Raw genomic sequence first — 22,790 nt, 5'->3', positions numbered from 1 at the left:
CGGTGTCACCGCGTGGTGGCGAGTTCCGGCCGGGGCGCGCGGTTCCTTGCTCGGGCCTGGTCGTAGCGGTGGAGGACCAGGCGGGCGAGGGCCGGGTGGGGGCCGAGCGGGGCGGAGGCGAGCCAGGGCGCGTGGACGGCGGCGCGGGTGGCGAAGAGGCCGGGGGCGGTGAAGCAGGAGGCGACGGCGACGCGGTGGCGGCCGCGGGCGGCGAGGGCGCGGACGGCCTCGGGGACGGTGGGCGCGGCGGCGGAGGCGTAGGCGGGGACGACCGGGACTCCGCCGAGCCGTTCGGCGAGCCGGGCGGCGAGGGTGCGGATGTCGGCGGCGGACTCGGGGTGGCGGGAGCCGGCGGCGGCGAGGACCACACCGGTGGCGGGCGAGGCGCTGTCCTCGGCGGTCCAGCCGGCTTCGGCGAGCCGGTCGGCGAGGGCCTCGACGAGCAGCGGGTGCGGGCCGAGCGGTTCGGCGACGCGGGCGTGGACGGCGGGTGCGGCGGCGGCCGCGGCGGCGGGCAGGTCGCGGGTGACGTGGTGGCCGCGGGCGAAGAGCAGCGGGACGAGGACGACGTCGCCGGTGAGGCCGGCGAGGGTGTAGGTGAGCAGCGGCGCGTCGATCTCGATGTGGGCGAGCCGGGCGTCGAGGCCGGGCCGCAGTTCGCGGACGCGGTCGAGGAGCAGCCGCAGGGCGGCGGCGGCCCGCGGGTCGCGGCTGCCGTGCCCGACGGCGACGAGGGTGGGCGCGGGGCCGCCGCGCCCGTAGGGCCGGACCCGGCCGAGCCGTTCGCCGGCCCGGCTGCCGATCCGGCCGAGCAGTTCGGCGGCGCTGCTGTCGCACAGGAGGTCCGGCTCGGGCGTCGTCATGCGCCGATCCTTGCGGGGCCAGGTTGCCTGGCCGTTTCGCGCGGGTCACGGGTGGTTGCCGCGGCCTCACGCGGGCCGGGCCGTCGCGGTCAGGCGTCGAGCCAGACCCGGAGTTCGCCCAGGGTGCGGAAGCCCTCGGCCAGGGCCGCGTCCAGGTCGTCGCCCGACTCGTAGCCGACGACGGGCAGGCCGGGTGCGGCGGCGGCGAGGGCGGCGGTCCAGGCGGAGGAGACGGGGACGCCGGCGGCCGTGAAGAGGTTGGAGACGCCGGTGACGCCGGCGGAGGCGGTGAGGACGGCGCCGCCGAGGATCCGGCCGTCGGCGTCGTGTCCGGCGAGGATCGTGGTGGCCGGGTCGGCGAGGAGGGCGGGGCGGAAGAGCTCGGCGTCCTCGGTGTCGCCGCCGCTCCAGGCGAGGGCCCAGGCGGCGAGCCCGGCGGGTGTGGTGACCGGGCGCCAGGTGTCGTCGGGCGCGGGGCGGGGCAGGCCGGCGGGGCGGTGGATCCACCGGGCGTCGAAGAGCGGTGCGAGGCCCGCGGCGGAGAGGTCGCAGCGGGCGTAGCTGTCCTTGACGCAGGCGCCGGGTGCCGTGCGGTCGACGAGGTCGAGGAAGTCCTCGGCGCGGGCGTCGGCGGTCAGCGTCACGGCGTCCGGGTAGTAGCGCGGGGCGCGGCGCGGGCTGGTCCAGGCGCGGGCGCCGAAGGAGCCGGTCAGGCCGTGGGCGCGGCCCATGGTGTCGCACCAGTCGGCGTTGTTGCGGACGGCGGCCGCGAGGAGGGCGGTGTCGGTGATCACCGAGGGATCGTACGGGGGTCTCGCCCCTCTCCTCCCCTCTTTTTTCGTTCCGAATCACGGAATATCTTTTCCACTATGAGAATGTCCCCCGCGTCCCTGCCCCGGCGCGCGCTCGCCGAGTTCACCGGCACCGCCGCCCTCGTCGCCGTCATCGTCGGATCCGGCCTCCGCGCCGACTCCCTCAGCGAGGACATCGGCGTCCGGCTGCTCGCCAACGCCGCCGCCTCCGCCGTCGGCCTCGGCCTGCTCATCGCCCTCATCGGCCCGCTGTCCGGCGCCCACTTCAACCCCGTCGTCACCCTCTCCGAGTGGTGGACCGAGCGCGCCAGGAGCGCCGGCCGCGACACCGTCGTCTACATCGCCGCCCAGCTCGGCGGCGCCGTCACCGGCGCCCTGCTCGCCGAGGCGATGTTCGGCCGGTCCCCCGGCGCCGTCCTCGCCACCGAGCAGCGCGCCGAACTCCATCTGCTCCTCGGCGAGGCCGTCGCCACCGCCGGGCTCGTCCTCGTCGTCCAGGGCCTGCGCCGCATCGGCCGGCCCTCCCTCGCCCCGGTCGCCGTGGCCGGCTACATCGGCGCGGCCATCTGGTTCACCTCCTCCGGCTCCTTCGCCAATCCGGCGGCCACCGTCGGCCGGGCCTTCTCCGACTCCTTCACCGGCATCGCGCCCGGCTCGGTGCCCGCCTTCGCCGCCGCCCAGCTCCTCGGGATGCTGCTCGGCATGGGCCTGGCGAGTGCGCTGTACGGCACACCGCGCGCCACCGGCGAACCGAACCCGGCCGAATCGCGTCGGACGGTGTGACAGACCGCCCGACCCGTCTTCCCGCACCCCGGAGGTTCCCCGCATGCGCGGCGTCCGCCTGCCCCGCCTCCCCCGCACCACCCGGGGCCGCCGCCGCGCCGTCCAGGCCCTCGTGCTCGGCGCCGTGCTCGCCCTGGCCCCGGCCACCTGGATGCACGTCACCACCCAGGACCGGCTGCGCACCACCGCCGACGTGCCCGCCCAGGACGTCGCCGTCGTCTTCGGCGCCGGCCTGTGGAAGGGCCGCCCCACCCCGTACCTCGCGCACCGCCTCGACGCCGCCGCCGAGCTCTACCGCACCGGCAAGGTCAAGGTCCTCCTCGTCACCGGCGACAACAGCCGCACCGAGTACGACGAGCCCAGCGCCATGCGGACGTACCTCGCCGCCCGCGGCGTCCCGGACGGCAAGGTCGTCAGCGACTACGCCGGCTTCGACACCTGGGACTCCTGCGTCCGCGCCAAGAAGATCTTCGGCGTGGACCGGGCGGTGCTCGTCACGCAGGACTTCCACATCAAGCGGGCCGTCGCCCTGTGCGGGGCGGCGGGCGTCGAGTCGTACGGCGTCGGCGTCGGCGAACCGCACGACGCCACCTGGTACTACGGCACCACCCGCGAACTCGCCGCCGCCGGCAAGGCCGCCCTCGACGCGGCCCTGCGCCCCGACCCGTACTTCCTCGGCGCCCGCGAGGACGGCGTGACCAAGGCGCTGGCCTCACCCGGCGGCCACCCGGACCGGGAGGGCAGGGCAGCGCGCCCGTAATGCGGCGCGACCCCGCCCGTAACACGGCCGTCGCATCCTCGGCTCATGCCAGAGGTCACCACCGTCCCCACGCACTGTCCCTACTGCGCCCTCCAGTGCGGCATGAACCTGCGCCCGGGGGCCGCCGGCGACCTGCCCGTCGAGGTGGTCGACCGTCCCGACTTCCCCGTCAACCGGGGCGCGCTGTGCGGCAAGGGCCGCACCGCCCCGGCCGTGCTCTCCTCCCGGGTCAGGCTCACCGAGCCCCTGGTCCGCTGCCCTGACACGGGGGCCCTGGTGCCCGCCACCTGGGAGGAGGCACTCGCCGCCGTCGCCGACGGGCTGCGCCGGACCCGCGCCGGCCACGGAGCCGACGCCGTGGGGGTCTTCGGCGGCGGCGGCCTCACCAACGAGAAGGCCTACACGCTCGGCAAGTTCGCCCGGCTCGTCCTCGCCACCTCGCAGATCGACTACAACGGCCGCTTCTGCATGTCCTCGGCCGCGGCCGCCCACCAGCGGGCCTTCGGCCTCGACCGCGGACTGCCCTTCCCGCTGGAGGACATCCCGCGCACCGGCTGCGTGATCCTCGTCGGCTCCAACCTCGCCGAGACCATGCCGCCCGCGCTGCGCTACCTCACCGAGCTGAAGGAGAACGGCGGCAAGCTGATCGTCGTCGACCCGCGCCGCACCCGCACCGCCGAGCAGGCCGACCTGCACCTCGCGCCGCGGCCCGGCACCGACCTGGCGCTCGCCCTCGGCATGCTGCACCTGGTCGTCGCCGAGGGCCGGGTGGACGAGGAGTTCGTCGCGGCCCGCACCGCCGGCTGGGAGGCCGCCCGGGCCGGGGCGATGTCCCACTGGCCCGAGCAGGTCGAGCGGATCACCGGCGTCGCCGTGCCGCACCTGCGCGCGGCCGTACGGATGTTCTGCGACGCGGGCAGCGGCATGGTGCTCACCGCCCGCGGCCCCGAGCAGCAGTCCAAGGGCACCGACACGGTCGGCGCCTGGATCAACCTGTGCCTGGCCACCGGCAGGGCCGGCCGGCCGCTCAGCGGCTACGGCTGCCTCACCGGCCAGGGCAACGGGCAGGGCGGGCGCGAGCACGGCCAGAAGGCCGACCAGCTGCCCGGCTACCGCAAGCTCGACGACCCGGCCGCCCGGGAACACGTCGCCGGTGTGTGGGGCGTCGACCCGGCGACGCTGCCCGGGCCCGGGCGCAGCGCGTACGAACTCCTCGACGCGCTCGGCGGCGAGGTGCGCGCGCTGCTGCTCATGGGCTCCAACCCGGTCGTCTCCGCCCCGAACGCCGCCCATGTGGAGGAGCGGCTGCGGTCGCTGGACTTCCTGGCCGTCGCCGACGTCGTGCTGTCCGAGACGGCCGCGCTCGCCGACGTCGTGCTGCCCGTGACGCAGTGGGCCGAGGAGACCGGCACCACCACCAACCTGGAGGGCAGGGTGCTGCTGCGCCGCCGGGCCCTCACCCCGCCGCCGGGCGTCCGCAGCGACCTGGAGGTGCTGCACGGGCTCGCGGAGCTGCTCGGCTGGGAGAAGGGCTTTCCGACCGACCCGGAGGAGGTCTTCGAGGAGCTGCGGCGCGCCTCGGCGGGCGGCCCGGCGGACTACGCCGGCATCAGCTACCGCCGGATCGAGCAGGAGCAGGGCGTGTTCTGGCCCTGCGCCGACGAGAGCGACGCCGGCACGCCCCGGCTCTTCCTCGACCGGTTCGCGACGCCCGACGGGCGGGCCCGCTTCGTGCCGGTGGTGCACCGGGCGGCGGCGGAGGAGACGGACGCCGAGTACCCGGTGGTGCTGACCACCGGGCGGGTCGTCGCGCAGTACCAGTCGGGCGCCCAGACCCGGCGGGTCGCCGAGCTGAACGCCGCCGCGCCCGGCGCCTTCGTGGAGCTCCACCCGCGCCTCGCCGAGCGGATCGGCGTCACCGAGGGCCGGCCGGTCGCGGTGGTCTCACGGCGCGGCCGGGCCGTGGCGCCCGCCCGGATCACGGCCGCCATCCGGCCGGACACGGTCTTCATGCCCTTCCACTGGCCGGGCGAGGGCCGGGCCAACACGCTCACGAGTGCGGTGCTCGACCCGGTCTCGAAGATGCCCGAGTTCAAGGTGTGCGCGGTCCGCCTGGAGCCGGCCGGCGAGGAGGGGACCGGGCCCGCGGCTACGTCCGGTTGAACCAGTCGCCGCCGGCGATGACCGGGCCGAGGGGCGCGTCGGGCGCCGCCAGGAACACCCAGGCCGACACCACCGCCCCGTCCCGTACCCGGACGACGTCCCGCACCGTCCGTTCGTAGCCGACCGGCAGCTCCAGGCGGTCGAGCAGGCCGAACAGCTCTCCGTACGCGCCGGGCGCGGGCGTCAGCAGCGTGCCGACCACCTGGCCCTCCTCCGCCGGGACGGCGTACGGATAGCCGGGCCCGTCGTGCAGGACCGCGCCGTGCAGCACGGCGTCGTCCTCGGCGCCGACGCGGCCGGCGAGGAACCGGTCGTGGTTGTACGCGCCCGGGCGCAGCGTCCCGTACATGAAGAACGGCCGCTCCTCGTGCGAGACGGCGGCCTCGGTCCCGGGCGCCGCCGTGGTCTCCTGCTCGACCCAGCGGGCGTAGCCGGCGCTGACCCGGGTCACCCGGGTCGCCACGATCTCGGGCGTCTCGTAGTCGTGGGCGGCCAGGAGGTGCTCCTCCAGGGCCGGGTAGCGGGCCTCGGTGGTCTTGAACACCACCTGCCACTCCTCGGCGGTCTCCATCGCGCCCTGCCAGTGGTAGACGGAGGTGACGGGCCCGGAGATCTGCGCGCACGCGGCGACCCGCGCCTCGACGGCGCCGCGCGCCAGGGCCTCGGCCTTGGCGCGCGCGTCGGTGGTGGTGAGGACGGTGACGATCACGTCTGCACCGTATCGAACTGGGCCGCGTGCAGCCCGGCGTACACCCCGCCGGAGGCGAGCAGCTCCTCGTGGGTGCCCTGTTCGGCGATCGACCCGTTCTCCATGACCAGGATGAGGTCGGCGTCGCGGATGGTGGAGAGCCGGTGGGCGATCACGAAGGACGTACGGCCGTGGGCGAGGCGGGCCATCGCCTTCTGGATGAGCACCTCGGTGCGGGTGTCGACGGAGCTGGTCGCCTCGTCGAGGACGAGCACGGCCGGTTCGGCGAGGAAGGCGCGGGCCAGGGTGAGGAGTTGGCGCTCGCCGGCGCTGAGGCCGCCGCCCTCCTCGTCCAGGACGGTGTCGTAGCCGTCGGGGAGGGTGCGGATGAAGCGGTCGGCGTGGGCGGCCTTGGCGGCTTCCTCGATCTCGGCGCGGCTGACCTCGCGGGTCGCGCCGTAGGCGATGTTCTCGGCGATGGTGCCGCCGAAGAGCCAGGTGTCCTGGAGGACCATGCCGATGCCGGAGCGCAGTTCCTCGCGTGACATGCGGGCGATGTCGACGCCGTCCAGGGTGATCCGGCCGCCGGTGACCTCGTAGAACCGCATGAGCAGATTGACCAGGGTGGTCTTGCCCGCGCCGGTCGGGCCGACGATGGCGACCGTCTGGCCCGGCTCCACCGCCAGCGACAGGTCCTCGATCAGCGGCTTGTCCGCCTCGTAACGGAAAGCCACCTGCTCGAAGGAGACCCGGCCGGCCGCGTGCGGCGCGCGCCGCGGGCCGGTCCGGTCCTGGGCCTGGGCCTGGTCCCCGTCCCGGTCCTGGTCCTGGCGCGGGGCCGGGGCGGGGGCCTTGGGCGGGGCCGGGTCCGGGGTCTCCTCCTCGGCGTCGAGGAGCGCGAAGACCCGTTCGGCGGAGGCGACACCGGACTGGAGGAGGTTGGCCATGGCGGCCACCTGGGTGACGGGGCCGTTGAACTCGTAGGAGTACTGGATGAAGGCCTGCACGTCACCGATGGACAGGCTGCCGCTCGCCACCCGCAGACCGCCCGCGACCGCGACCGCCACATAGGTGAGGTTGCCGACGAGGGTCAGGGCGGGCTGGATGAAGCCGGACACGAACTGGGCGCGGAAGCTCGCCCGGTACAGCTCCTCGCCTAGCTCGTCGAAGCGGCGGACGGCCTCCTCGCGGCGGCCGAAGGCGACGACCTCGGCATGGCCGGTGATCATCTCCTCGACGTGTCCGTTGAGCCGGCCGGTGACCGACCACTGGGTGACGAACTGCGGCTGGGCCCGGCGGCCGACGAGCGCGGCGACGCCGACCGAGACGGGCACGGTGGCGAGGACGACCAGCGCGAGCACGGGCGAGATCCAGAACATCATCGCGAGCACTCCGGCCAGCGTGAGCAGGGCCCGGATCATCTGGCTGAAGGCCTGCTGGAGGGTCTGGACGACGTTGTCGATGTCGTTGGTGGTACGGGAGAGGAGTTCGCCGCGCGACTGGCGGTCGACGTACGCGAGGGGCAGCCGGGCCAGTTTGGCCTGGGCGCGGGCGCGCAGCCGGTGGCCGGCCCGCTGGACGACGGTGGTGGCGAGCCGCTGCTGGAGCCAGGTGAGGAGGGCCGCGGCGGCGACCACGGCGGCGGAGGCGGCGAGGGCCCGGCCGACGGCCGGGAAGTCGACGCCGGCGGGCGTGCGGGCGCCGGTGACGACGAGGTCGGTGGCGTGGCCGAGGATCTTCGGCGAGGTGACGGAGAGGGCGACGGCGAGCGCGGCGGCGACGAGCACGGCGAGGAGCAGCGGGCGGTCGGGCGCGAGGGTGCGCAGGAGGCGCAGGCCGGAGGCGCGGAAGTGCAGGGAACGTTCGAGTGCCGGACCGGTGAGACCGGGACCGCCGGGCCCGCGCTGCGCCCCGGCGGGACCGATGCGGGCGGGCGTGCGGTCCTCGGACCGGGCGGCGGACGCGACGGACGAGCCGGCCCCGGAGGGCGACCCGGCGGACCCGGAGGGCGACCCGGCGGACCCGGCGGACCCGGCGGACCCGGCGGACCCGGCGGACCCGGCGGACGACTGTCCGGTGGGCGTGGGGTCGGCCGGCTCGGGCCCGGCGGCGGGCGGCTGGGTGGGAGCGGCGGTGGTCATGCGACGGCCTCCTCGGTGAGCTGGGAGCGGACGATCTCCCGGTAGGTCGGGTCGGCCGCGAGCAGTTCCTCGTGGCGGCCGGTGGCGACCACCCGGCCGCGGTCGAGGACGACGATCCGGTCGGCGTCGCGGATGGTGGAGACGCGCTGGGCGACGATGACGACGGTGGCGTCGGCGGTCTCCTCGGCGAGCGCGGCCCGCAGCCGGGCGTCGGTGGCGTTGTCGAGCGCGGAGAAGGAGTCGTCGAAGAGATAGATCCGGGGCCGGGCGACGATCACCCGGGCGATGGCGAGGCGTTGGCGCTGTCCGCCGGAGAGGTTGCCGCCGCCCTGGGTGACCGGCGCGTCGAGGCCCTCGGGCAGGGCGCGCACGAAGTCGTCGGCCTGGGCGACCGCGAGCGCGTGCCAGAGCTCCTCGTCGGTCGCGTCGGGCTTGCCGTAACGCAGGTTGCTCGCGACCGTGCCGGAGAAGAGGTACGGCTTCTGCGGGACGAGGCCGACGGTGCGGGCGAGCAGGACGGGGTCGAGGTCGCGGACGTCGGTGCCGCCGACCGTGACGCGCCCGCCCGTCGTGTCGTAGAGGCGGGGCACGAGACCGAGGAGCGTGGACTTGCCGCTGCCGGTGGAGCCGATGATCGCGGTGGTGCGGCCGGGGCGGGCGGTGAGGGCGACGTCGGTGAGGACGGGCTCCTGGGCGCCCGGGTAGCGGAAGCCGACGCCGGCGAGGGCGAGCCGGCCGGGGTCGGTCGCGGGCGGCAGGGGCGTGGCGGGCGGGACGACCGAGGGTGTGGTGTCGAGGAGTTCGCGGACGCGTTCGGCGCTGACCTCGGCGCGCGGCAGGTGCAGGAAGAGGAAGGTCACCATCATCACGGACATGGAGATCTGGAGCAGGTAGCCGAGGAAGGCGATGAGTCCGCCCGGCTGGAGCGCGCCCGCGTCGATGCGGTGGGCGCCGACGAGCACGATGCCGATGGTGGCGAGCTGCCAGACGATCAGGACCACCGGGAACATGACGGCCTGCAGGCGCCCGGCGCGCAGCCCGACGTCGAGCAGTTCGTCGTTGGCGGCGCCGAAGCGGCGCTGTTCGTGGCGGTCGCGGACGAAGGCGCGGACCACCCGGATGCCGGTGATCTGCTCGCGCAGGAGCCGGTTGACCCGGTCGACGCGCCGCTGCATGCCGCGGAAGAGCGGCCGCATGCGGATCACGACGGCGCCGACGGAGCAGGTCATGACGGGCACGAAGAGCAGCAGGACGAGGGAGAGCGGCCGGTCCTGGCGCAGGGCCATGACGAGTCCGCCGACGCACAGCAGGGGCGCGGCGACCAGCATGGTCAGGACCAGGACGGTGAAGGTCTGGATCTGCTGGACGTCGTTGGTGGTGCGGGTGATGAGGGACGCGGTGCCGAAGCGGCCGGTCTCGCGGGCGGAGAAGTCCTGGACGCGGCGGAAGGCCTCGGAGCGCAGGTCGCGGGCGACGGCCATGGCGATGCGGGCGCCGGTGTAGCCGGCGGCGGCCGCGGCGGCGGCCTGGAGGAGGGTGACGGCGAGCATGAGGCCGCCGCCGGACAGGACGCGGCCGGTGTCGCCGCGCAGCACGCCCTGGTCGATGACGCCGGCGTTGAGGGTGGGCAGGGTGAGGGAGGCGAGGGTCTGGACGAGTTGGAGGGCGACGAGGAGCGCGAGCAGCGGCCGGTGGGGCCCGAGCCTGGTCGCGACGAGCCGGAGCAGCATGAGGAGGACTCCCGGTCAGCCGGCGTAGGGACGCACGGCCTTGGCGTCCTTGAGCGTGCGGGCCCACCAGGCGAGCTGGTCGAGCATGGTCTTGGCGGCGGTGTCGGGGCCGCTGGGCTCCTTGAGCACGCCGTCCTCGTCGAAGAGGGCGTGGGCCAGCGGGAAGGAGACGGTGTCGCGGACGGTGACGGCGTGCGTCTCGGCGTAGACCTGGCGGAGTTGCTCGACGGCCCGCAGGCCGCCGGAGATGCCGCCGTAGGAGACGAAGCCGACGGGCTTGGCCTGCCATTCGGTGAAGTGCCAGTCGATCAGGGCCTTCAGGGAGGCGGGGAAGGAGTGGTTGTACTCGGGCGTGAGGACGACGAAGGCGTCGGCGGCGGCGAGGACCGGGCTCACCTTGGCGAGTTCGGCCTGGACGGCGGGTCCGGGGCGGTGGGAGAGGGCGGTGGGCAGGTCGACGTCGGCGAGGTCGACGACCCGGGTGGTGAAGTCGTCGCGTTCGGCGGTGCGGGCGGCGAACCAGTCGGCGACGACCGGGCCGAAGCGGCCTTCGCGGTTGCTGGCGACGACGACGGCGAGGTGCAGCGGGCTCGTGATGTCCATGCCGGGGATCGTGGTACCTCAACTTTGGTTGAGGTCAAGCGTGCTCCGGTGGGCATACGGTGGACCTCATGACGACCTCCGACGCGACGCCCGCCGGCCGGCCCCTGCACATCGAGGTCGACGGCGTCCCCGCCGGCGACCCGGAGCTCCTCGCGACCCTCATGAGCGGCTACGGCCACTTCACCGCGATGCAGGTCCGCGACGGCCGGGTCCAGGGCCTCGGCCTGCACCTGGAACGGCTCGACCGGTCCACCCGCGAGCTGTTCGGCCGGGGCCTCGACGGCGGCCGGGTCCGCTCGCTGCTCACCGGCGCCCTCGCGGCGGCCGGGCGGCGGGACGCCTCGGCGCGGGTGTACGTGTACGAGGGCGGGTGCCCGGTCGTGACCGTGCGGGCGCCGTTCCCGGAGGACCGCGCACCGCGGGCGCTGAAGTCCGTCGCGTACTGGCGGCCCGCCGCGCACCTCAAGCACCTGGGCGGCTTCGGGCAGGCCTTCCACGGCGAGGCGGCCCGCCGGGCCGGCTTCGACGAGGCCCTGCTCACCGGCGGCCCGGACGCCGAGATCGCCGAGGGCGCGGTCACCAACATCGCCTTCTGGGACGGCACTTCGGTGATATGGCCGGCGGCGCCGCACCTCGTCGGCGTCACCATGTCGCTGCTCGCCCCGCGCCTGCCGTCCGTGACCCGCCGGGTGACCCTCGCCGACGTGCCCGGCTTCCGCGCGGCCTTCGTGACGAGCGCGCGCGGCATCGCGCCCGTCTCCCGGATCGACGACACGCTACTGACGGTCGACGAGGACCTGATGGGACGGGTGTACGCGGCGTACGAGGCGGCGCCCTGGGACGCGCTGTGAGCAGCCGCGGCCCGCGGATGCCGGGGGCCTTGGCGCACCGGGGCGGGCCGCGCGGTGAGGGGCCAGGCGAATCGGCGCACCGGACGGACCCGCGCGGCGAGGGCCCGGGCGCACCGGGCGGGCCGGATGTGATCACCCGTTCGGCACGCTCCGTCAGCTGACCCCGCGACACCCGCTCCGACCTGCGTAAACGTCCGCGATCCAGGCGACACGCCGCATCGGACGGAGCAATTCTGATGGGACATCAGCAGGCGACGACGGCGGCCGGCCGCTTATCTCGGTGCTACGGAAGCCCCTTTCCGGAAGACCGTTCGCGCGCCACGGAGGCCTCATGCGCCGCTCCCCTGTCCCCCTCCTCACCGGTACCGCGCTCACGCTCGTCGCCCTCGGCGCCCTCGCCGCTCCCACGGCGTACGCCGGCGACGGGAACGACGGCCGCGAGAGCCACGGCACCCACGAGGGCCACGGCTCGGAGGCCCTGGAGCTCTACCCGTCCAGCGCCGACCCGGGAACGCTCGTCACCGTCAACACCCTCGCCTGCGGCTCCCACGGCCACGGCGTCGGTGACGCGAACTCGCTCGGCGCGGGCGACTTCCAGCTCCGACCCAGCACGCACAAGGAGGTCGTGGTCGGCCAGTTCACCGTGCCGCACCACGCCAAGGCCGGGACCTACGGCATCAGCGTCGCCTGCGACAACGGCAAGACGGCCCGCGGCGATCTCGTCGTCAAGCACAAGAGCCCGAGCGGCCACGTGCAGACCGGTGTCGGCGGCAGTGTGGGCCCCGACACCGCCCAGATCACGGCGGGAGCGGCGGTGCTGGCCGCGGCCGCCGTCGGCGGTACGTGGCTCCTGCGCCGCCGGGCGAGCGGCGCGCAGGAGGGCTGACCGTACCGCCATCGTCCTGCCCCCGCCGCGCGCCCGCTGACGGCCCGGCGGGGGCAGGGCCACACCCGTGGAGGCACCCGCGTGAGCAACAGCAACGCCGGCGGCAAGGGTGGCGGCAAGGGCTGGGTCATAGCCGTCGCCGCCTGTGTGGGCCTGTGGATGATCCACAACGGCTCGGCCGAGGTCACTCCGCCCGTGCCCACGGCGGCGCAGGCCTTCGCCGCCGGCCCGAGCGTCCACACCGAGGCCGCCGCCGACCCGCTCCCGCCGTCCGCACCGCTCCGGCTGCGGATCCCCGAGATCGACGTCGACGCACCGCTGACGGGCCTCGGCCTCGGCGCGGACGGGGCCCTCGAGGTGCCGCCGGCCGCCGACCGCAACCTCGCCGGCTGGTGGCGGGACGGCACCCGGCCCGGCGCCAAGGGCACCGCGATCGTCGCCGGCCATGTCGACAACGCCCAGGGCCCGGCCGTCTTCTACGCGCTGGGTTCGCTGAAGAAGGGCCACCGGATCGAGGTGGACCGGCAGGACGGCCGCACGGCCGTGTTCACGATCGACGCGGTCGAGGTCTACGCCAAGGAGCACTTCCCCGACGGCAAGGTGTACGGCGAGGCGGACCGGGCCGAGATCCGGGTGATCACCTGCGGCGGCGGCTTCTCCCGCGGGTCCGGCGGCTACCAGGGCAACGTGGTCGCCTTCGGCCACCTCATCGGCGTGCGCTGAAAAACGTCTCGCGGGCCCGAGCCCGCGCCCGGCCCCGCGTGCGCCGTCCTCGGGCGCGAGCCCGGGGGCGCCGGGCCTCGTTCGCGGGCCCGGTTCAGGCCCACTGGTCGAAGGCGAGCTTCGCGACCAGCGAGAAGACGACCACGAGCAGCACGCCGCGGACGAACTCCGCGCCCTTGCGCAGCGCCATCCGGGCGCCGAGCATCCCGCCCACCAGGTTGAAGACGGCCATCACGGCCGCGAGCTGCCATATCACATGGCCCTGGTAGGCGAACATGGCGAGCGCGCCGGCGTTGGTGCAGACGTTGACGATCTTCGCGGTGGCGGAGGCCGTCACCAGGTCCAGGTGCAGCACGGCGGTCAGCGCGAGTACGAGGAAGGTGCCCGTGCCGGGCCCGAACAGGCCGTCGTAGAAACCGATGCCGCCGCCGACCATGACGATCGCGGTCACGATCCGGGCCCGGGTGAGCGGCGGCCGCTCCGCGCCCTCGGCGCGGGTGCCGAAGGACGGCCGGAACATCACGAAGGCGGCCACGCCGAGCAGCACCACCATGATCACCGGCCGCAGCACCGCGCTGCTGATGCCGGCCGCGAAGAAGGCGCCGCCCATGGACCCGGCGAGGGCGGCGAGCCCGATCCGTACCGCCGTACCGACCTGGACGGGCGCCTTGCGGACGTAGGTGACGGCCGCGCCGGAGGTGCCGACGATCGCCACGGCCTTGTTGGTGCCGAGGACCTGGGCGGCGGGCAGGTGCGGCAGGCCGAGCAGCAGCGCGGGCAGCAGGAGCAGCCCGCCGCCCCCGACCACCGCGTCGATCCAGCCGGCGGCGAGCGCCGCGAGACAGAGCAGCGCGAGCGTGGTCAGGGTGATGTCAGGCATGGCCGTGAGCCTAAGGTCCGGATGCATGGGCCATCCATCGGTCCGGGAAAGCTTGAGCTACGTCTGAGCTTCGGCCGGCCCGCATCCGCCGCGCCGGCCGCATGCGCCGCGCCAGGCCTGTGCGCCGCGCCGAGCGTACGCTCGCACCGCACCGCGGCCGTATACGCCCCGCCGGGCCTCACAGCGCGCGGCCTCCGGCGTGAGATCAGCGTTCCGTACGGGAAACAGCCGGGATCCCGTCGGGTAACACCGGCCCCGCACGCTTCCCGGTATGAGTACACGGATCGTGGTGGTCGGAGGCGGAACGGCGGGCGCCCGGCTCGCCCAGCGCCTGCCGGTCACCCTCCTCGGCGAGGAGCCGCACGCGCCGTACAACCGGCTGCTGCTCGCGGACGTCCTCGCCGGGCGGTACGGCCCCGAGGTCATCGCCCTGCCCGAGGCGCGCGAGCCGGCCCGGCTCGGCGTCCGCGCGGTGCGGATCGACCGCGCGGCCCGCACGGTGGAGTGCGCGGACGGCTCCCTGGTCGGCTACGACCGCCTGGTCCTGGCCACCGGTTCCGCGCCCGTGCTGCCGCCGCTGCGCGGCCTGCGCGGCGCGGAACTCCCGGCCGGCGTCCACCCCTTCCGGACGCTGGACGACTGCCTCGCGCTGCGCCGGCTGGTCCGGCCCGGCGTACGGGCGGTCGTCGTCGGCGGCGGTCTGCTCGGCGTCTCGGCGGCCCGGGCCCTCGCGGCCACCGGCGCGGAGGTGGTGCTCACCCAGCAGGGCGAGCGCCTGATGGAACGCCAGCTGGACGAGCACTCCTCCGCCCTGCTGCACGCCCACATGACCGAGCTCGGCGTCGAGGTGCACACCGAGTGCCGGGTGAGCGGCCTGCGGCAGGCGGACGGCGCGGTCACCGCGGTCGAGCTCGCCGACGGCTTCGTCCTCGACGCCCAGGTCGTGGTCCTCGCGTGCGGCGTCCGGCCGCGGGCGGCCCTCGCCCGCGCGGCGGGCCTCGACGTCCGCACCGGCGTGCTGGTCGACGACGAGCTGCGCACCTCCGACCCGTACATCCACGCGATCGGCGACTGCGCGGAACACGCGGGCCGCGTCTACGGCCTCGCGGGCCCGGCCCTCGACCAGGCCGACGTCCTGGCGGAGGTGCTGCGGGCGGAGGGCGCCGCGGGCGCCCGCTACACCGGCACCCGCGCCCTGACCCGGCTCACCCTCGCCGGCGCCGGGGAGGCGCTCGACCTCGCCGTGTTCGGCGAGACCACCGCCGCGCCCGGCGACGACGTCGTGCAGCTCACGGACGCGACCCGGCGGGCCTACCGCAAGGTCGTCGTCCGCGGCGACCGGCTCGTCGGCGGCGTCCTGCTCGGCGATCTGGCCGCGGTCGGCACGCTCGCCCGGGCCTGGGAGGGCGACGAGGCCCTGCCCGACGCCCCTCTGCTCCATCTGCTCACCCACGACGGAGGCTCCTGAGATGACGACCCCGTACACCCCCACCATCGTCCTGGTCGGCCACGGCATGGTCGGCCAGCGGTTCCTGGAGGCGCTCGCGGACCGGGGCGTCACCGCGCGGGCCCGCGTCGTGGTGCTCTGCGAGGAGCCCCGGCCGGCCTACGACCGCGTCCAGCTCACCTCGTACTTCTCCGGCAGGACGCCCGACGACCTGTCCCTGGTCCAGGACGGCTTCCTCCACAAGCACGGCATCGAGCTGCACACCGACGACCCGGCGGTCGCGGTCGACCGCGCGGCCCGCACGGTCACCGCCCGCTCCGGGCGGGTCTTCGGCTACGACACGCTCGTCCTCGCCACCGGCTCGTATCCCTTCGTGCCGCCCGTGCCCGGCAAGGACGCCCACGGCTGTTTCGTCTACCGGACGATCGAGGACCTGCTGGCGATCGAGGAGTACGCGAAGGGCCGGACGACCGGCGCGGTCGTCGGCGGCGGTCTGCTGGGCCTGGAGGCGGCCGGCGCGCTGAAGGGCCTCGGGCTCGACACGCACATCGTGGAGTTCGCGCCCCGCCTGATGCCGGTGCAGGTCGACGAGGGCGGCGGCGCGGCCCTGCTGCGCACGATCGAGCAGATGGGCCTGACCGTCCACACCGGCACCGGCACCCAGGAGATCCTCACCGAGGACGGCGCGGTCCGCGCGATGCGGCTGTCGGACGGCTCCGAACTGGCCACCGAGATGGTGGTGTTCTCGGCGGGCGTCCGGCCCCGCGACCAGCTGGCCCGCGACTGCGGCCTGGACGTGGGCGAGCGCGGCGGCATCGCGGTGGACGAGCTGTGCCGGACGTCCGACCCGGCGGTGTTCGCGATCGGCGAGTGCGCGCTGGCCTCGGACGGCCGGGTCTACGGTCTGGTGGCGCCGGGTTACGAGATGGCGCAGACGGCCGCCGCGGCGATCGCCGAGGAGGCCGTGGACGGCTTCACCGGCGCGGACCTGTCGACCAAGCTGAAGCTGCTCGGCGTGGACGTGGCCTCCTTCGGCGACGCGCACGGCGCCGCCGAGGGCTCCCTCGACGTCGTCTACTCCGACTCGCGCTCCGGGATCTACAAGAAGCTCGTGGTGGACGGCGAGGGCGTGCTGCTCGGCGGCGTCCTGGTCGGCGACGCCGACTCGTACGGCATGCTGCGTCCGCTCACCGGCAGCAGGCCGCCGGTCCCGCCCGAGCAGCTGGTGCTGCCGGCGGGCGTGGGCGCGCCGGCCGCGCTCGGCCCGTCCGCGCTGCCGGACGACGCCGTCATCTGCTCCTGCCACAACGTCACCAAGCACACCATCGGCCAGTGCGCGACGCTGTCCGAGGTGAAGAAGTGCACCAAGGCCGGCACCGGCTGCGGCAGTTGCGTGAAGGTGATCGAGAAGCTGCTGCCGGCGGCCGCCGGCAAAGGACTCTGCGGCTGCTTCTCCTACACCCGCAGCGAGCTCTACGAGATCGCCCGCACGCTGCGCGTGACGTCCTTCGCCGCGCTGCTCGACTCGCACGGCCGGGAGGAGGCGAAGGGCGGTGAGGGCTGTGAGGTCTGCAAGCCGACGGTGGGCTCGATCCTCGCCTCCCTCGCCCCGACGCTCGGCGTGGGCGGTTACATCCTGGACGGCGAGCAGGCGGCCCTCCAGGACACCAACGACCACTTCCTCGCCAACCTGCAGCGCAACGGCTCGTATTCGGTGGTGCCCCGCATCCCGGGCGGTGAGATCACGCCGGAGAAGCTGATCGTGATCGGCGAGGTGGCCCGCGACTTCGGCCTCTACACGAAGATCACCGGCGGTCAGCGGATCGACCTCTTCGGCGCGCGGGTCGACCAGCTGCCCTCGATCTGGACGCGGCTGGTGGACGCCGGCTTCGAGTCCGGGCACGCGTACGGCAAGGCGCTGCGCACGGTGAAGTCCTGCGTGGGGCAGACCTGGTGCCGCTACGGCGTGCAGGACTCGGTCAGGATGGCGATCCAGCTGGAGCTGCGCTACCGCGGCCTGCGCGCCCCGCACAAGCTGAAGTCGGCGGTCTCGGGCTGTGCGCGCGAGTGCGCGGAGGCCCAGTCGAAGGACTTCGGCGTCATCGCGACGGCGAGCGGCTGGAACCTGTACGTGGGCGGCAACGGCGGCGCGACGCCGCGCCACGCCGACCTGCTGGCCCAGGACCTGTCGGACGCCGAACTGGTGCGGCTGATCGACCGGTTCCTGATGTTCTACATCCGCACCGCGGACCGCCTGGAGCGCACCTCGACCTGGCTGGAGCGCCTGGAGGGCGGACTCGACCACCTGCGGGACGTGGTCGTGCACGACTCGCTGGGGCTGTGCGAGGAGCTGGAGGCGCTGATGGCGGCGCACGTCGCGGACTACAAGGACGAGTGGGCCGAGACGCTGGACGACCCGGACCGGCTGCGGCGGTTCGTGTCCTTCGTCAACGCGCCGGAGACGCCGGACCCGTCGGTGCGGTTCGTGCCGGAGCGGGACCAGATCAAGCCGGACCTGGAGATCCTCACCATCGGCACCCTGGAAGGAGCCACCTCCCGATGACCACGCTCGAACTCTCCCCCGCCGGCGACTCGTGGATGACGGTCTGCGAGGAGTCCCGGCTCACTCCGGGCCGGGGCATGGCGGCGCTGCTGCCGGACGGGCGGCAGGCCGCGGTCTTCAGGGACCGGGCGGGCCGGACGTACGCGATCGACAACCGTGATCCGTTCACGGGCGCGCAGGTGCTGTCGCGCGGGCTCCTCGGCTCGGCGGGCGGGCGGCCGTTCGTGGCCTCGCCGCTGCTGAAGCAGCGCTTCGACCTGGAGACGGGCCGGTGCCTGGACGACGACGAGGTGGCGGTGGCGGTCTACCCGGTGCGCACGGTCGGACAGGACGTCACCGCAACTTGACTGATCGTTCCAGAAAGACGTAGGTTCTCCTCGTGGCCAGGACCAAGGAATTCGATCCGGACGCCGCGCTCCAGGGCGCTCTCGAGCTGTTCTGGTCGCGCGGCTACGAGGCGACGACGATGGCGGACCTCGTCGAGCACCTCGGCATCGGCCGAGCCAGCGTCTACGCGACCTTCGGCAGCAAGCACGAGCTCTACATGCGGGCGCTCGAGCGTTATCTGGAGACCCGCGACCCGCTGATCGTGTCCGAGCTGTCGGCGCCCGGGCCGGCGCTGCCGGCCGTCCGCGCGCTGGTCCGCCGGTTCGCGGCCGAGGCGGGCGCCGAGGAGTCGCGCCTGAACGGCTGTTTCGTCACCAACTCGGCGGCCGAGCTGGCGCCGCGCGACGCGGCTGTGGCCCGCCGGGTGGAGCTCAGCTGGGAGCAGGTGGAGACCCTGCTGCACAGCGCGCTGAGCCGGGCCCGGGCGCAGGGCGAGCTGGCCGAGGAGCGCGATCCGCGGGCGCTGGCCCGGATGCTGCTCGTCCTGCTGCAGGGCCTGCGGGTGGTGGGCAAGGCGTCCAGCGACCCGGCCCGGGTGCGGGACGCGGCGGAGCAGGCGCTGGCCCTGCTGGGCTGACGCCGGCCACGGGCGCCTTCGGGCGCCCTTTTCTTCGACCTTCATTCTGGACCGTACGGTCAAAAATATCAGGAGTGTACTCGCCATGTCGTCGTTCGCCCGTTTCACCGGTCGCACCGCCCTCGTCACCGGCGCCGGCAGCGGCCTCGGCCGGGCCGTCGCGCTCGCCTTCGCCGCCGAGGGCGCCCGGGTGGCCGTCGCCGGCCGTCGCGCCGCCGCCCTCGACGAGACGGTGGCCCTGATCGAGGCGGCGGGCGGCACGGCCCGCGCGTTCACCGCCGACGTGGCCCGCGCCGAGGACATGCGGCTGCTCGTACGGGACACGGTCACGGCCTTCGGCGGGCTCGACGTCGCCGTCAACAACGCCGGTGTCTTCCTCGGCGGCCACAGCGCCGCCGACTTCCCGCTGGAGGACTGGCAGACGCTCCTCGACATCAACGTCACCGGCGTCCTGCACGCGCTCCAGGCGGAGATCGCCCACATGCGCGGCCACGGCGGCGGGGCGATCGTCAACATCGGGTCCAATCTGGGCGCCCATGTCCGCGTGCCGGGCCTCTTCGGCTACCAGGTCTCCAAGGCGGCCGTCTCCGCCGTCACTCGGGCCGCGGCCCTCGACCACATCGCCGACGGGATCCGGATCAACGCGGTGAGCCCGGGCGCCGCGGAGTCCACGATGTCGCTGCTGCCCGGCGAGACGGAGGCCGAGCGGGAGGTGCGGATGAAGGAGCAGTCGCCGCTCGGGCGGATCTCCTCGGCGGCGGAGGTCGCGGCGGCGGTGCTGTACCTGGCGTCGGACGCGGCCGGCTCCGCCGTCGGCACCGACCTGGTGATCGACGGCGGCGTCTCGGCCTGAACCGTTCCCGCGGGAGCCGTGGGATCAGCCCTGCGCGGCGTCGCCCTGGACGGCGGCCGGGTCCATCCAGAAGACCTCCCAGTGGTGGCCGTCCGGGTCGGCGAACGACCGGCCGTACATGAAGCCCATGTCCATGGGCTCCTTGGCCGGGCTGCCGCCGGCCGCCAGGGCCCGGTCCGCCAGCTCGTCGGCCTTCTCGCGGCTCTCGGCGCTCAGCGTGATCAGCACCTCGGTGCTCTTGGTCGCGTCGGTGAGGTCCTTGCCCGGCGCGGTGAAGCTCCGGAACTTCTCCTCCGTCAGCAGCATCACGAAGATCGTGTCGCTGACGACGACACACGCGGAGCTCTCGTCGGAGAACTGCGGGTTGATCGTCCAGCCGAGCTTCTCGTAGAAGGCCTTGCCGGCGCCGAGGTCCTTGACCGGCAGGTTCACGAAGATCATCTGGGGAGCCATGGTGTCACTCTCTCTTCCGTCGGAGCCGTGTCGGCGCTTTCGAGAGGGAAGACCGGCGGCCCGCCCGGAACTCATCGCCCCGCGGAGGATCTCTTCGGAGATTTTTTCCGCCGTCCGGCCGCCGCCCTCTGCCCCCTGCCCTCCGCCCTCCGCACTCCGCACTCCGGCGGCCGGCCGCCGGGCCGTGTCCGTGAAGTCCCGCCCGCCCCGCGGGCGCCGTCCGGGCGTCACCGGGCGTTGCCGGGCAGGCAACCCCGCGGGCCTAGGTTCCGGTTCCGCGCGACCCCGTCGCCGACCGGCGCGGCGGGGCGGATCACACCCTGACGGAGTGAGACGTGGAGCGACGCAGTTTCCTGCGTGGAGCGGTCATCGGCACGTCGGCCGCCGCCTTCGGCGGCAGCCTGTGGAGCGGGGCGGCGTTCGCCGCTCCCGCGCAGCCCGGCGCCGGCCCCTACGGGGCGCTCGGCGCGGCGGACGCGAACGGCATCCAGTTGCCCGCCGGATTCACCAGCCGGGTGATCGCCCGGTCCGGCCAGGCCGTGGCGGGCACCTCGTACGTCTGGCACGACGCACCCGACGGCGGCGCCTGCTTCGCCGACGGCACGGGCTGGATCTACGTCTCCAACTCGGAGATCAACCCGAGCGGCGGCGCGAGCGCGGTGCGGTTCAACTCCTCGGGCACGGTCACCGGCGCCTACCGGATCCTCTCGGGCACCCGGCAGAACTGCGCCGGCGGCAAGACGCCGTGGAACACCTGGCTGTCCTGCGAGGAGGTCAGCCTCGGCTACGTCTACGAGACCGACCCGTACGGCGTGAACGCCGCCGTGCGCCGCGACGCGCTCGGCAAGTTCAAGCACGAGGCGGCGGCCGCCGACCCGGTGCGCCGGGCGGTCTACCTCACCGAGGACGAGACCGACGGCTGCTTCTACCGCTTCCTGCCCACCACCTGGGGCGACCTGTCCTCCGGCACGCTCCAGGTCCTCAAGGCCGGCACCGCCACCTCCGGCTCCTTCACCTGGCAGACCGTGCCGGACCCGGACGGCTCGCCGACCACCACCCGCAACCAGGTCTCCGGCGCCAAGCGCTTCAACGGCGGCGAGGGCTGCCACTACGCCGACGACACCGTCTGGTTCACCACCAAGGGCGACAACCGGGTGTGGCAGGTCAACCTGCTCTCCGGCACCTACGAACTCGCCTACGACGACTCGCTGGTGCCCGGCGGCGCCGCGCCGCTCACCGGCGTCGACAACGTCACCGGCTCCTCCTCCGGCGACCTGTTCGTCGCGGAGGACGGCGGCACCATGGAGATCTGCCTCATCACGCCGGACGACGTCGTCGCCCCGTTCCTGCGGATCAACGGCCAGACCGGCTCCGAGATCACCGGACCGGCCTTCTCCCCCGACGGCCGGCGGCTGTACTTCTCCAGCCAGCGCGGCACCAGCGGCAGTTCCTCGGGCGGCATCACCTACGAGGTGACCGGCCCGTTCCGGGCGTAGCACCGGGGCTCCGCGGGACCGGCCGCGGCCGCCCGCCGCTGGGCGCCGCCGAGCAGGGCGGCGCCCAGCGGCGTCAGGGTGTGCAGCACCGCGTTGCCGTTGCGCAGCGTGGCGACCAGGCCGGCCTCGCGCAGCACTCCGGCGTGCTGGCTCGCGGAGGCGAGCGACACGCCCGCCCGGCGGGCCAGTTCGCTGGTCGTGCCGCCCTCGCCGATCGCGCTGAGCACCGCCGAGCGGGTGTGCCCGACGAGCTTGGCGAGCGAGGGCAGGCCGCCCGGCGGGCGCACGGTCGGCGCCTCGCAGTGGGTGATCGGATAGACGAGCACCGGCGGCAGGCCGGGATCGCGCAGCACGACCGGCGTGCCGCGGCAGAAGTACGAGGGCTGGAGCAGCAGCCCGCGCCCGTCGAGGTGGACGTCCCGGTCGACCGGGTAGTCGGCCTCCAGGACGGGGCTGCGCCAGCGGAGCATCGGCGGCAGGGAGGCGAGGAGTTCGTCCGCTCCGCCGTCGAGCAGGGCCCGGCCGCGCATGGCCCGGTCGGCCTCGACCCGGGCCTGGATGTGGCTCCAGTACGGTTCGACGGCGGCCCGGTGGTAGCTGCGCAGGGCCGCGAGGAGCCGTCCCAGCGGTTCGGTGCCGCCGTCGGCGAGGGCGCGCAGCGCGGACGGGACGGCGGGCCGGCCGGAGCGGGCGGCGCCGATCAGGGCCAGTTCGGTGTGCAGCCGGCCGGGCGGGGTGGCCCGGACCGCGTCGAGTCCCTCGTCGAGCCCGAGGATGCCCTGGGGCGGCGTCAGGAAATCGGGGAAATAGCCGCGACCCGGGACGAGCGCGGCGAGCAGGCGGGTCTCAGCGCCCAGGCGTATACGTGCTTCCGACCGCCATTCCCCGTAGACGACGGAGCCGCGCCGGTCCCGTAAACGGTGAAAACTGAGAATCGTTTCCCACAGAACATCCGGCTGGGCGGCCATCCGCACGCCCGCCAAGTCGTTTCCGGTGAAATGAATCCGGAGCATGAAACCCCCACCTGTGCACTCGCAACCACCCCCGACGACGAGTATGCACAGCATCACTGCACGTTACCAGGGTGTTTCAGCCACACTTGAAACGCATCGCGGCGAACGGCCGGGAACC

General features: G+C 74.4%; 21 protein-coding genes. 12 read left to right on the top strand and 9 right to left on the bottom strand.

What is annotated here, in order from left to right:
- Positions 1-5: 5 nt before the first annotated feature.
- On the bottom strand, positions 6-863 hold the full coding sequence (locus tag ACIGO8_RS22630; protein WP_399733497.1) for a sirohydrochlorin chelatase: 858 nt from the start codon (positions 861-863) through the stop codon (positions 6-8).
- An 89-nt stretch (positions 864-952) separates the two neighbouring features.
- Positions 953-1,657, bottom strand: a complete 705-nt coding sequence (locus ACIGO8_RS22625; protein ID WP_399733494.1) for a hypothetical protein — start codon at positions 1,655-1,657, stop codon at positions 953-955.
- Between the two features lie 75 nt (positions 1,658-1,732).
- Here ACIGO8_RS22625 and ACIGO8_RS22620 point away from each other — a divergent pair, with 75 nt between their 5' ends.
- From ACIGO8_RS22620 to ACIGO8_RS22610, 3 genes are read left to right on the top strand one after another with little or no spacing between them, the layout of a single operon-like run.
- On the top strand, positions 1,733-2,458 hold the full coding sequence (locus ACIGO8_RS22620; RefSeq protein WP_399733491.1) for an aquaporin: 726 nt from the start codon (positions 1,733-1,735) through the stop codon (positions 2,456-2,458).
- Between the two features lie 43 nt (positions 2,459-2,501).
- Positions 2,502-3,218, top strand: coding sequence for a vancomycin high temperature exclusion protein (locus tag ACIGO8_RS22615; RefSeq protein WP_399733488.1), 717 nt, complete (start codon positions 2,502-2,504; stop codon positions 3,216-3,218).
- A 45-nt stretch (positions 3,219-3,263) separates the two neighbouring features.
- Positions 3,264-5,381, top strand: coding sequence for a molybdopterin oxidoreductase family protein (locus ACIGO8_RS22610; RefSeq protein WP_399733485.1), 2,118 nt, complete (start codon positions 3,264-3,266; stop codon positions 5,379-5,381).
- Here the strand turns inward: ACIGO8_RS22610 and cutA are convergent.
- The 4 genes from cutA to ACIGO8_RS22590 are packed head-to-tail and all read right to left on the bottom strand — an operon-like array spanning position 5,368 to position 10,543.
- A complete protein-coding gene (gene cutA / locus ACIGO8_RS22605) occupies positions 5,368-6,090 on the bottom strand; it encodes a divalent cation tolerance protein CutA (RefSeq protein WP_399733482.1) in 723 nt (240 codons plus the stop codon). The genes ACIGO8_RS22610 and cutA overlap by 14 nt on opposite strands.
- On the bottom strand, positions 6,087-8,210 hold the full coding sequence (locus ACIGO8_RS22600; protein WP_399733479.1) for an ABC transporter ATP-binding protein: 2,124 nt from the start codon (positions 8,208-8,210) through the stop codon (positions 6,087-6,089). Before ACIGO8_RS22600 ends, cutA begins: the two co-directional genes overlap by 4 nt.
- The gene (locus tag ACIGO8_RS22595; protein WP_399733475.1) at positions 8,207-9,940 is read right to left on the bottom strand and encodes an ABC transporter ATP-binding protein; all 1,734 of its coding nucleotides are present in this window, start codon (positions 9,938-9,940) and stop codon (positions 8,207-8,209) included. Before ACIGO8_RS22595 ends, ACIGO8_RS22600 begins: the two co-directional genes overlap by 4 nt.
- A 15-nt stretch (positions 9,941-9,955) precedes the next feature.
- Positions 9,956-10,543, bottom strand: coding sequence for an NADPH-dependent FMN reductase (locus ACIGO8_RS22590; protein ID WP_399733472.1), 588 nt, complete (start codon positions 10,541-10,543; stop codon positions 9,956-9,958).
- Between the two features lie 68 nt (positions 10,544-10,611).
- Between ACIGO8_RS22590 and ACIGO8_RS22585 the strand changes: the two genes are divergently transcribed.
- The 3 genes from ACIGO8_RS22585 to ACIGO8_RS22575 all read left to right on the top strand — a co-directional run bounded on the left by ACIGO8_RS22585 (position 10,612) and on the right by ACIGO8_RS22575 (position 13,003).
- Complete coding sequence (locus tag ACIGO8_RS22585; protein WP_399733469.1) at positions 10,612-11,394, top strand: aminotransferase class IV; 783 nt, start codon at positions 10,612-10,614, stop codon at positions 11,392-11,394.
- A 331-nt stretch (positions 11,395-11,725) separates the two neighbouring features.
- Positions 11,726-12,280, top strand: a complete 555-nt coding sequence (locus ACIGO8_RS22580; protein ID WP_399733466.1) for a hypothetical protein — start codon at positions 11,726-11,728, stop codon at positions 12,278-12,280.
- 159 nt (positions 12,281-12,439) lie between these two features.
- The gene (locus ACIGO8_RS22575) at positions 12,440-13,003 is read left to right on the top strand and encodes a class F sortase (protein ID WP_399734244.1); all 564 of its coding nucleotides are present in this window, start codon (positions 12,440-12,442) and stop codon (positions 13,001-13,003) included.
- Between the two features lie 94 nt (positions 13,004-13,097).
- On the opposite strand, the gene ACIGO8_RS22570 is transcribed toward ACIGO8_RS22575, so the two are convergent.
- Positions 13,098-13,883, bottom strand: coding sequence for a sulfite exporter TauE/SafE family protein (locus ACIGO8_RS22570; RefSeq protein WP_399733463.1), 786 nt, complete (start codon positions 13,881-13,883; stop codon positions 13,098-13,100).
- Between the two features lie 271 nt (positions 13,884-14,154).
- Here ACIGO8_RS22570 and ACIGO8_RS22565 point away from each other — a divergent pair, with 271 nt between their 5' ends.
- From ACIGO8_RS22565 to ACIGO8_RS22545, 5 genes are all read left to right on the top strand, one after another.
- Positions 14,155-15,351 carry an NAD(P)/FAD-dependent oxidoreductase gene (locus ACIGO8_RS22565; protein ID WP_399733460.1) on the top strand — a complete coding sequence of 399 codons (1,197 nt, stop codon included), beginning with the start codon at positions 14,155-14,157 and terminating at the stop codon, positions 15,349-15,351.
- A gap of 1 nt (position 15,352) precedes the next feature.
- On the top strand, positions 15,353-17,893 hold the full coding sequence (gene nirB / locus ACIGO8_RS22560) for a nitrite reductase large subunit NirB (RefSeq protein WP_399733457.1): 2,541 nt from the start codon (positions 15,353-15,355) through the stop codon (positions 17,891-17,893).
- On the top strand, positions 17,890-18,240 hold the full coding sequence (gene nirD / locus ACIGO8_RS22555) for a nitrite reductase small subunit NirD (protein ID WP_399733454.1): 351 nt from the start codon (positions 17,890-17,892) through the stop codon (positions 18,238-18,240). Before nirB ends, nirD begins: the two co-directional genes overlap by 4 nt.
- A 32-nt stretch (positions 18,241-18,272) precedes the next feature.
- Positions 18,273-18,857, top strand: coding sequence for a TetR/AcrR family transcriptional regulator (locus ACIGO8_RS22550; protein ID WP_399733451.1), 585 nt, complete (start codon positions 18,273-18,275; stop codon positions 18,855-18,857).
- Between the two features lie 85 nt (positions 18,858-18,942).
- Complete coding sequence (locus ACIGO8_RS22545) at positions 18,943-19,710, top strand: SDR family NAD(P)-dependent oxidoreductase (protein WP_399733448.1); 768 nt, start codon at positions 18,943-18,945, stop codon at positions 19,708-19,710.
- A gap of 24 nt (positions 19,711-19,734) precedes the next feature.
- Here the strand turns inward: ACIGO8_RS22545 and ACIGO8_RS22540 are convergent, their stop codons facing one another.
- Entirely contained in the window at positions 19,735-20,163 is a 429-nt protein-coding gene (locus ACIGO8_RS22540) for a VOC family protein (RefSeq protein ID WP_399733445.1), read from the bottom strand.
- A gap of 335 nt (positions 20,164-20,498) precedes the next feature.
- Between ACIGO8_RS22540 and ACIGO8_RS22535 the strand changes: the two genes are divergently transcribed.
- Positions 20,499-21,659 carry an alkaline phosphatase PhoX gene (locus tag ACIGO8_RS22535; protein WP_399733442.1) on the top strand — a complete coding sequence of 387 codons (1,161 nt, stop codon included), beginning with the start codon at positions 20,499-20,501 and terminating at the stop codon, positions 21,657-21,659.
- Here the strand turns inward: ACIGO8_RS22535 and ACIGO8_RS22530 are convergent.
- Entirely contained in the window at positions 21,629-22,672 is a 1,044-nt protein-coding gene (locus ACIGO8_RS22530) for an ArsR/SmtB family transcription factor (RefSeq protein ID WP_399733439.1), read from the bottom strand. The two genes, ACIGO8_RS22535 and ACIGO8_RS22530, sit on opposite strands and share 31 nt — an antisense overlap.
- Positions 22,673-22,790: the final 118 nt, after the last annotated feature.

The organism is Streptomyces sp. NPDC053493 (assembly GCF_044544825.1).
GTDB lineage: Bacteria > Actinomycetota > Actinomycetes > Streptomycetales > Streptomycetaceae > Streptomyces.
Note: the sequence above shows the minus strand (reverse complement) of the source record. Positions and strands in the feature narration are given on the sequence as shown.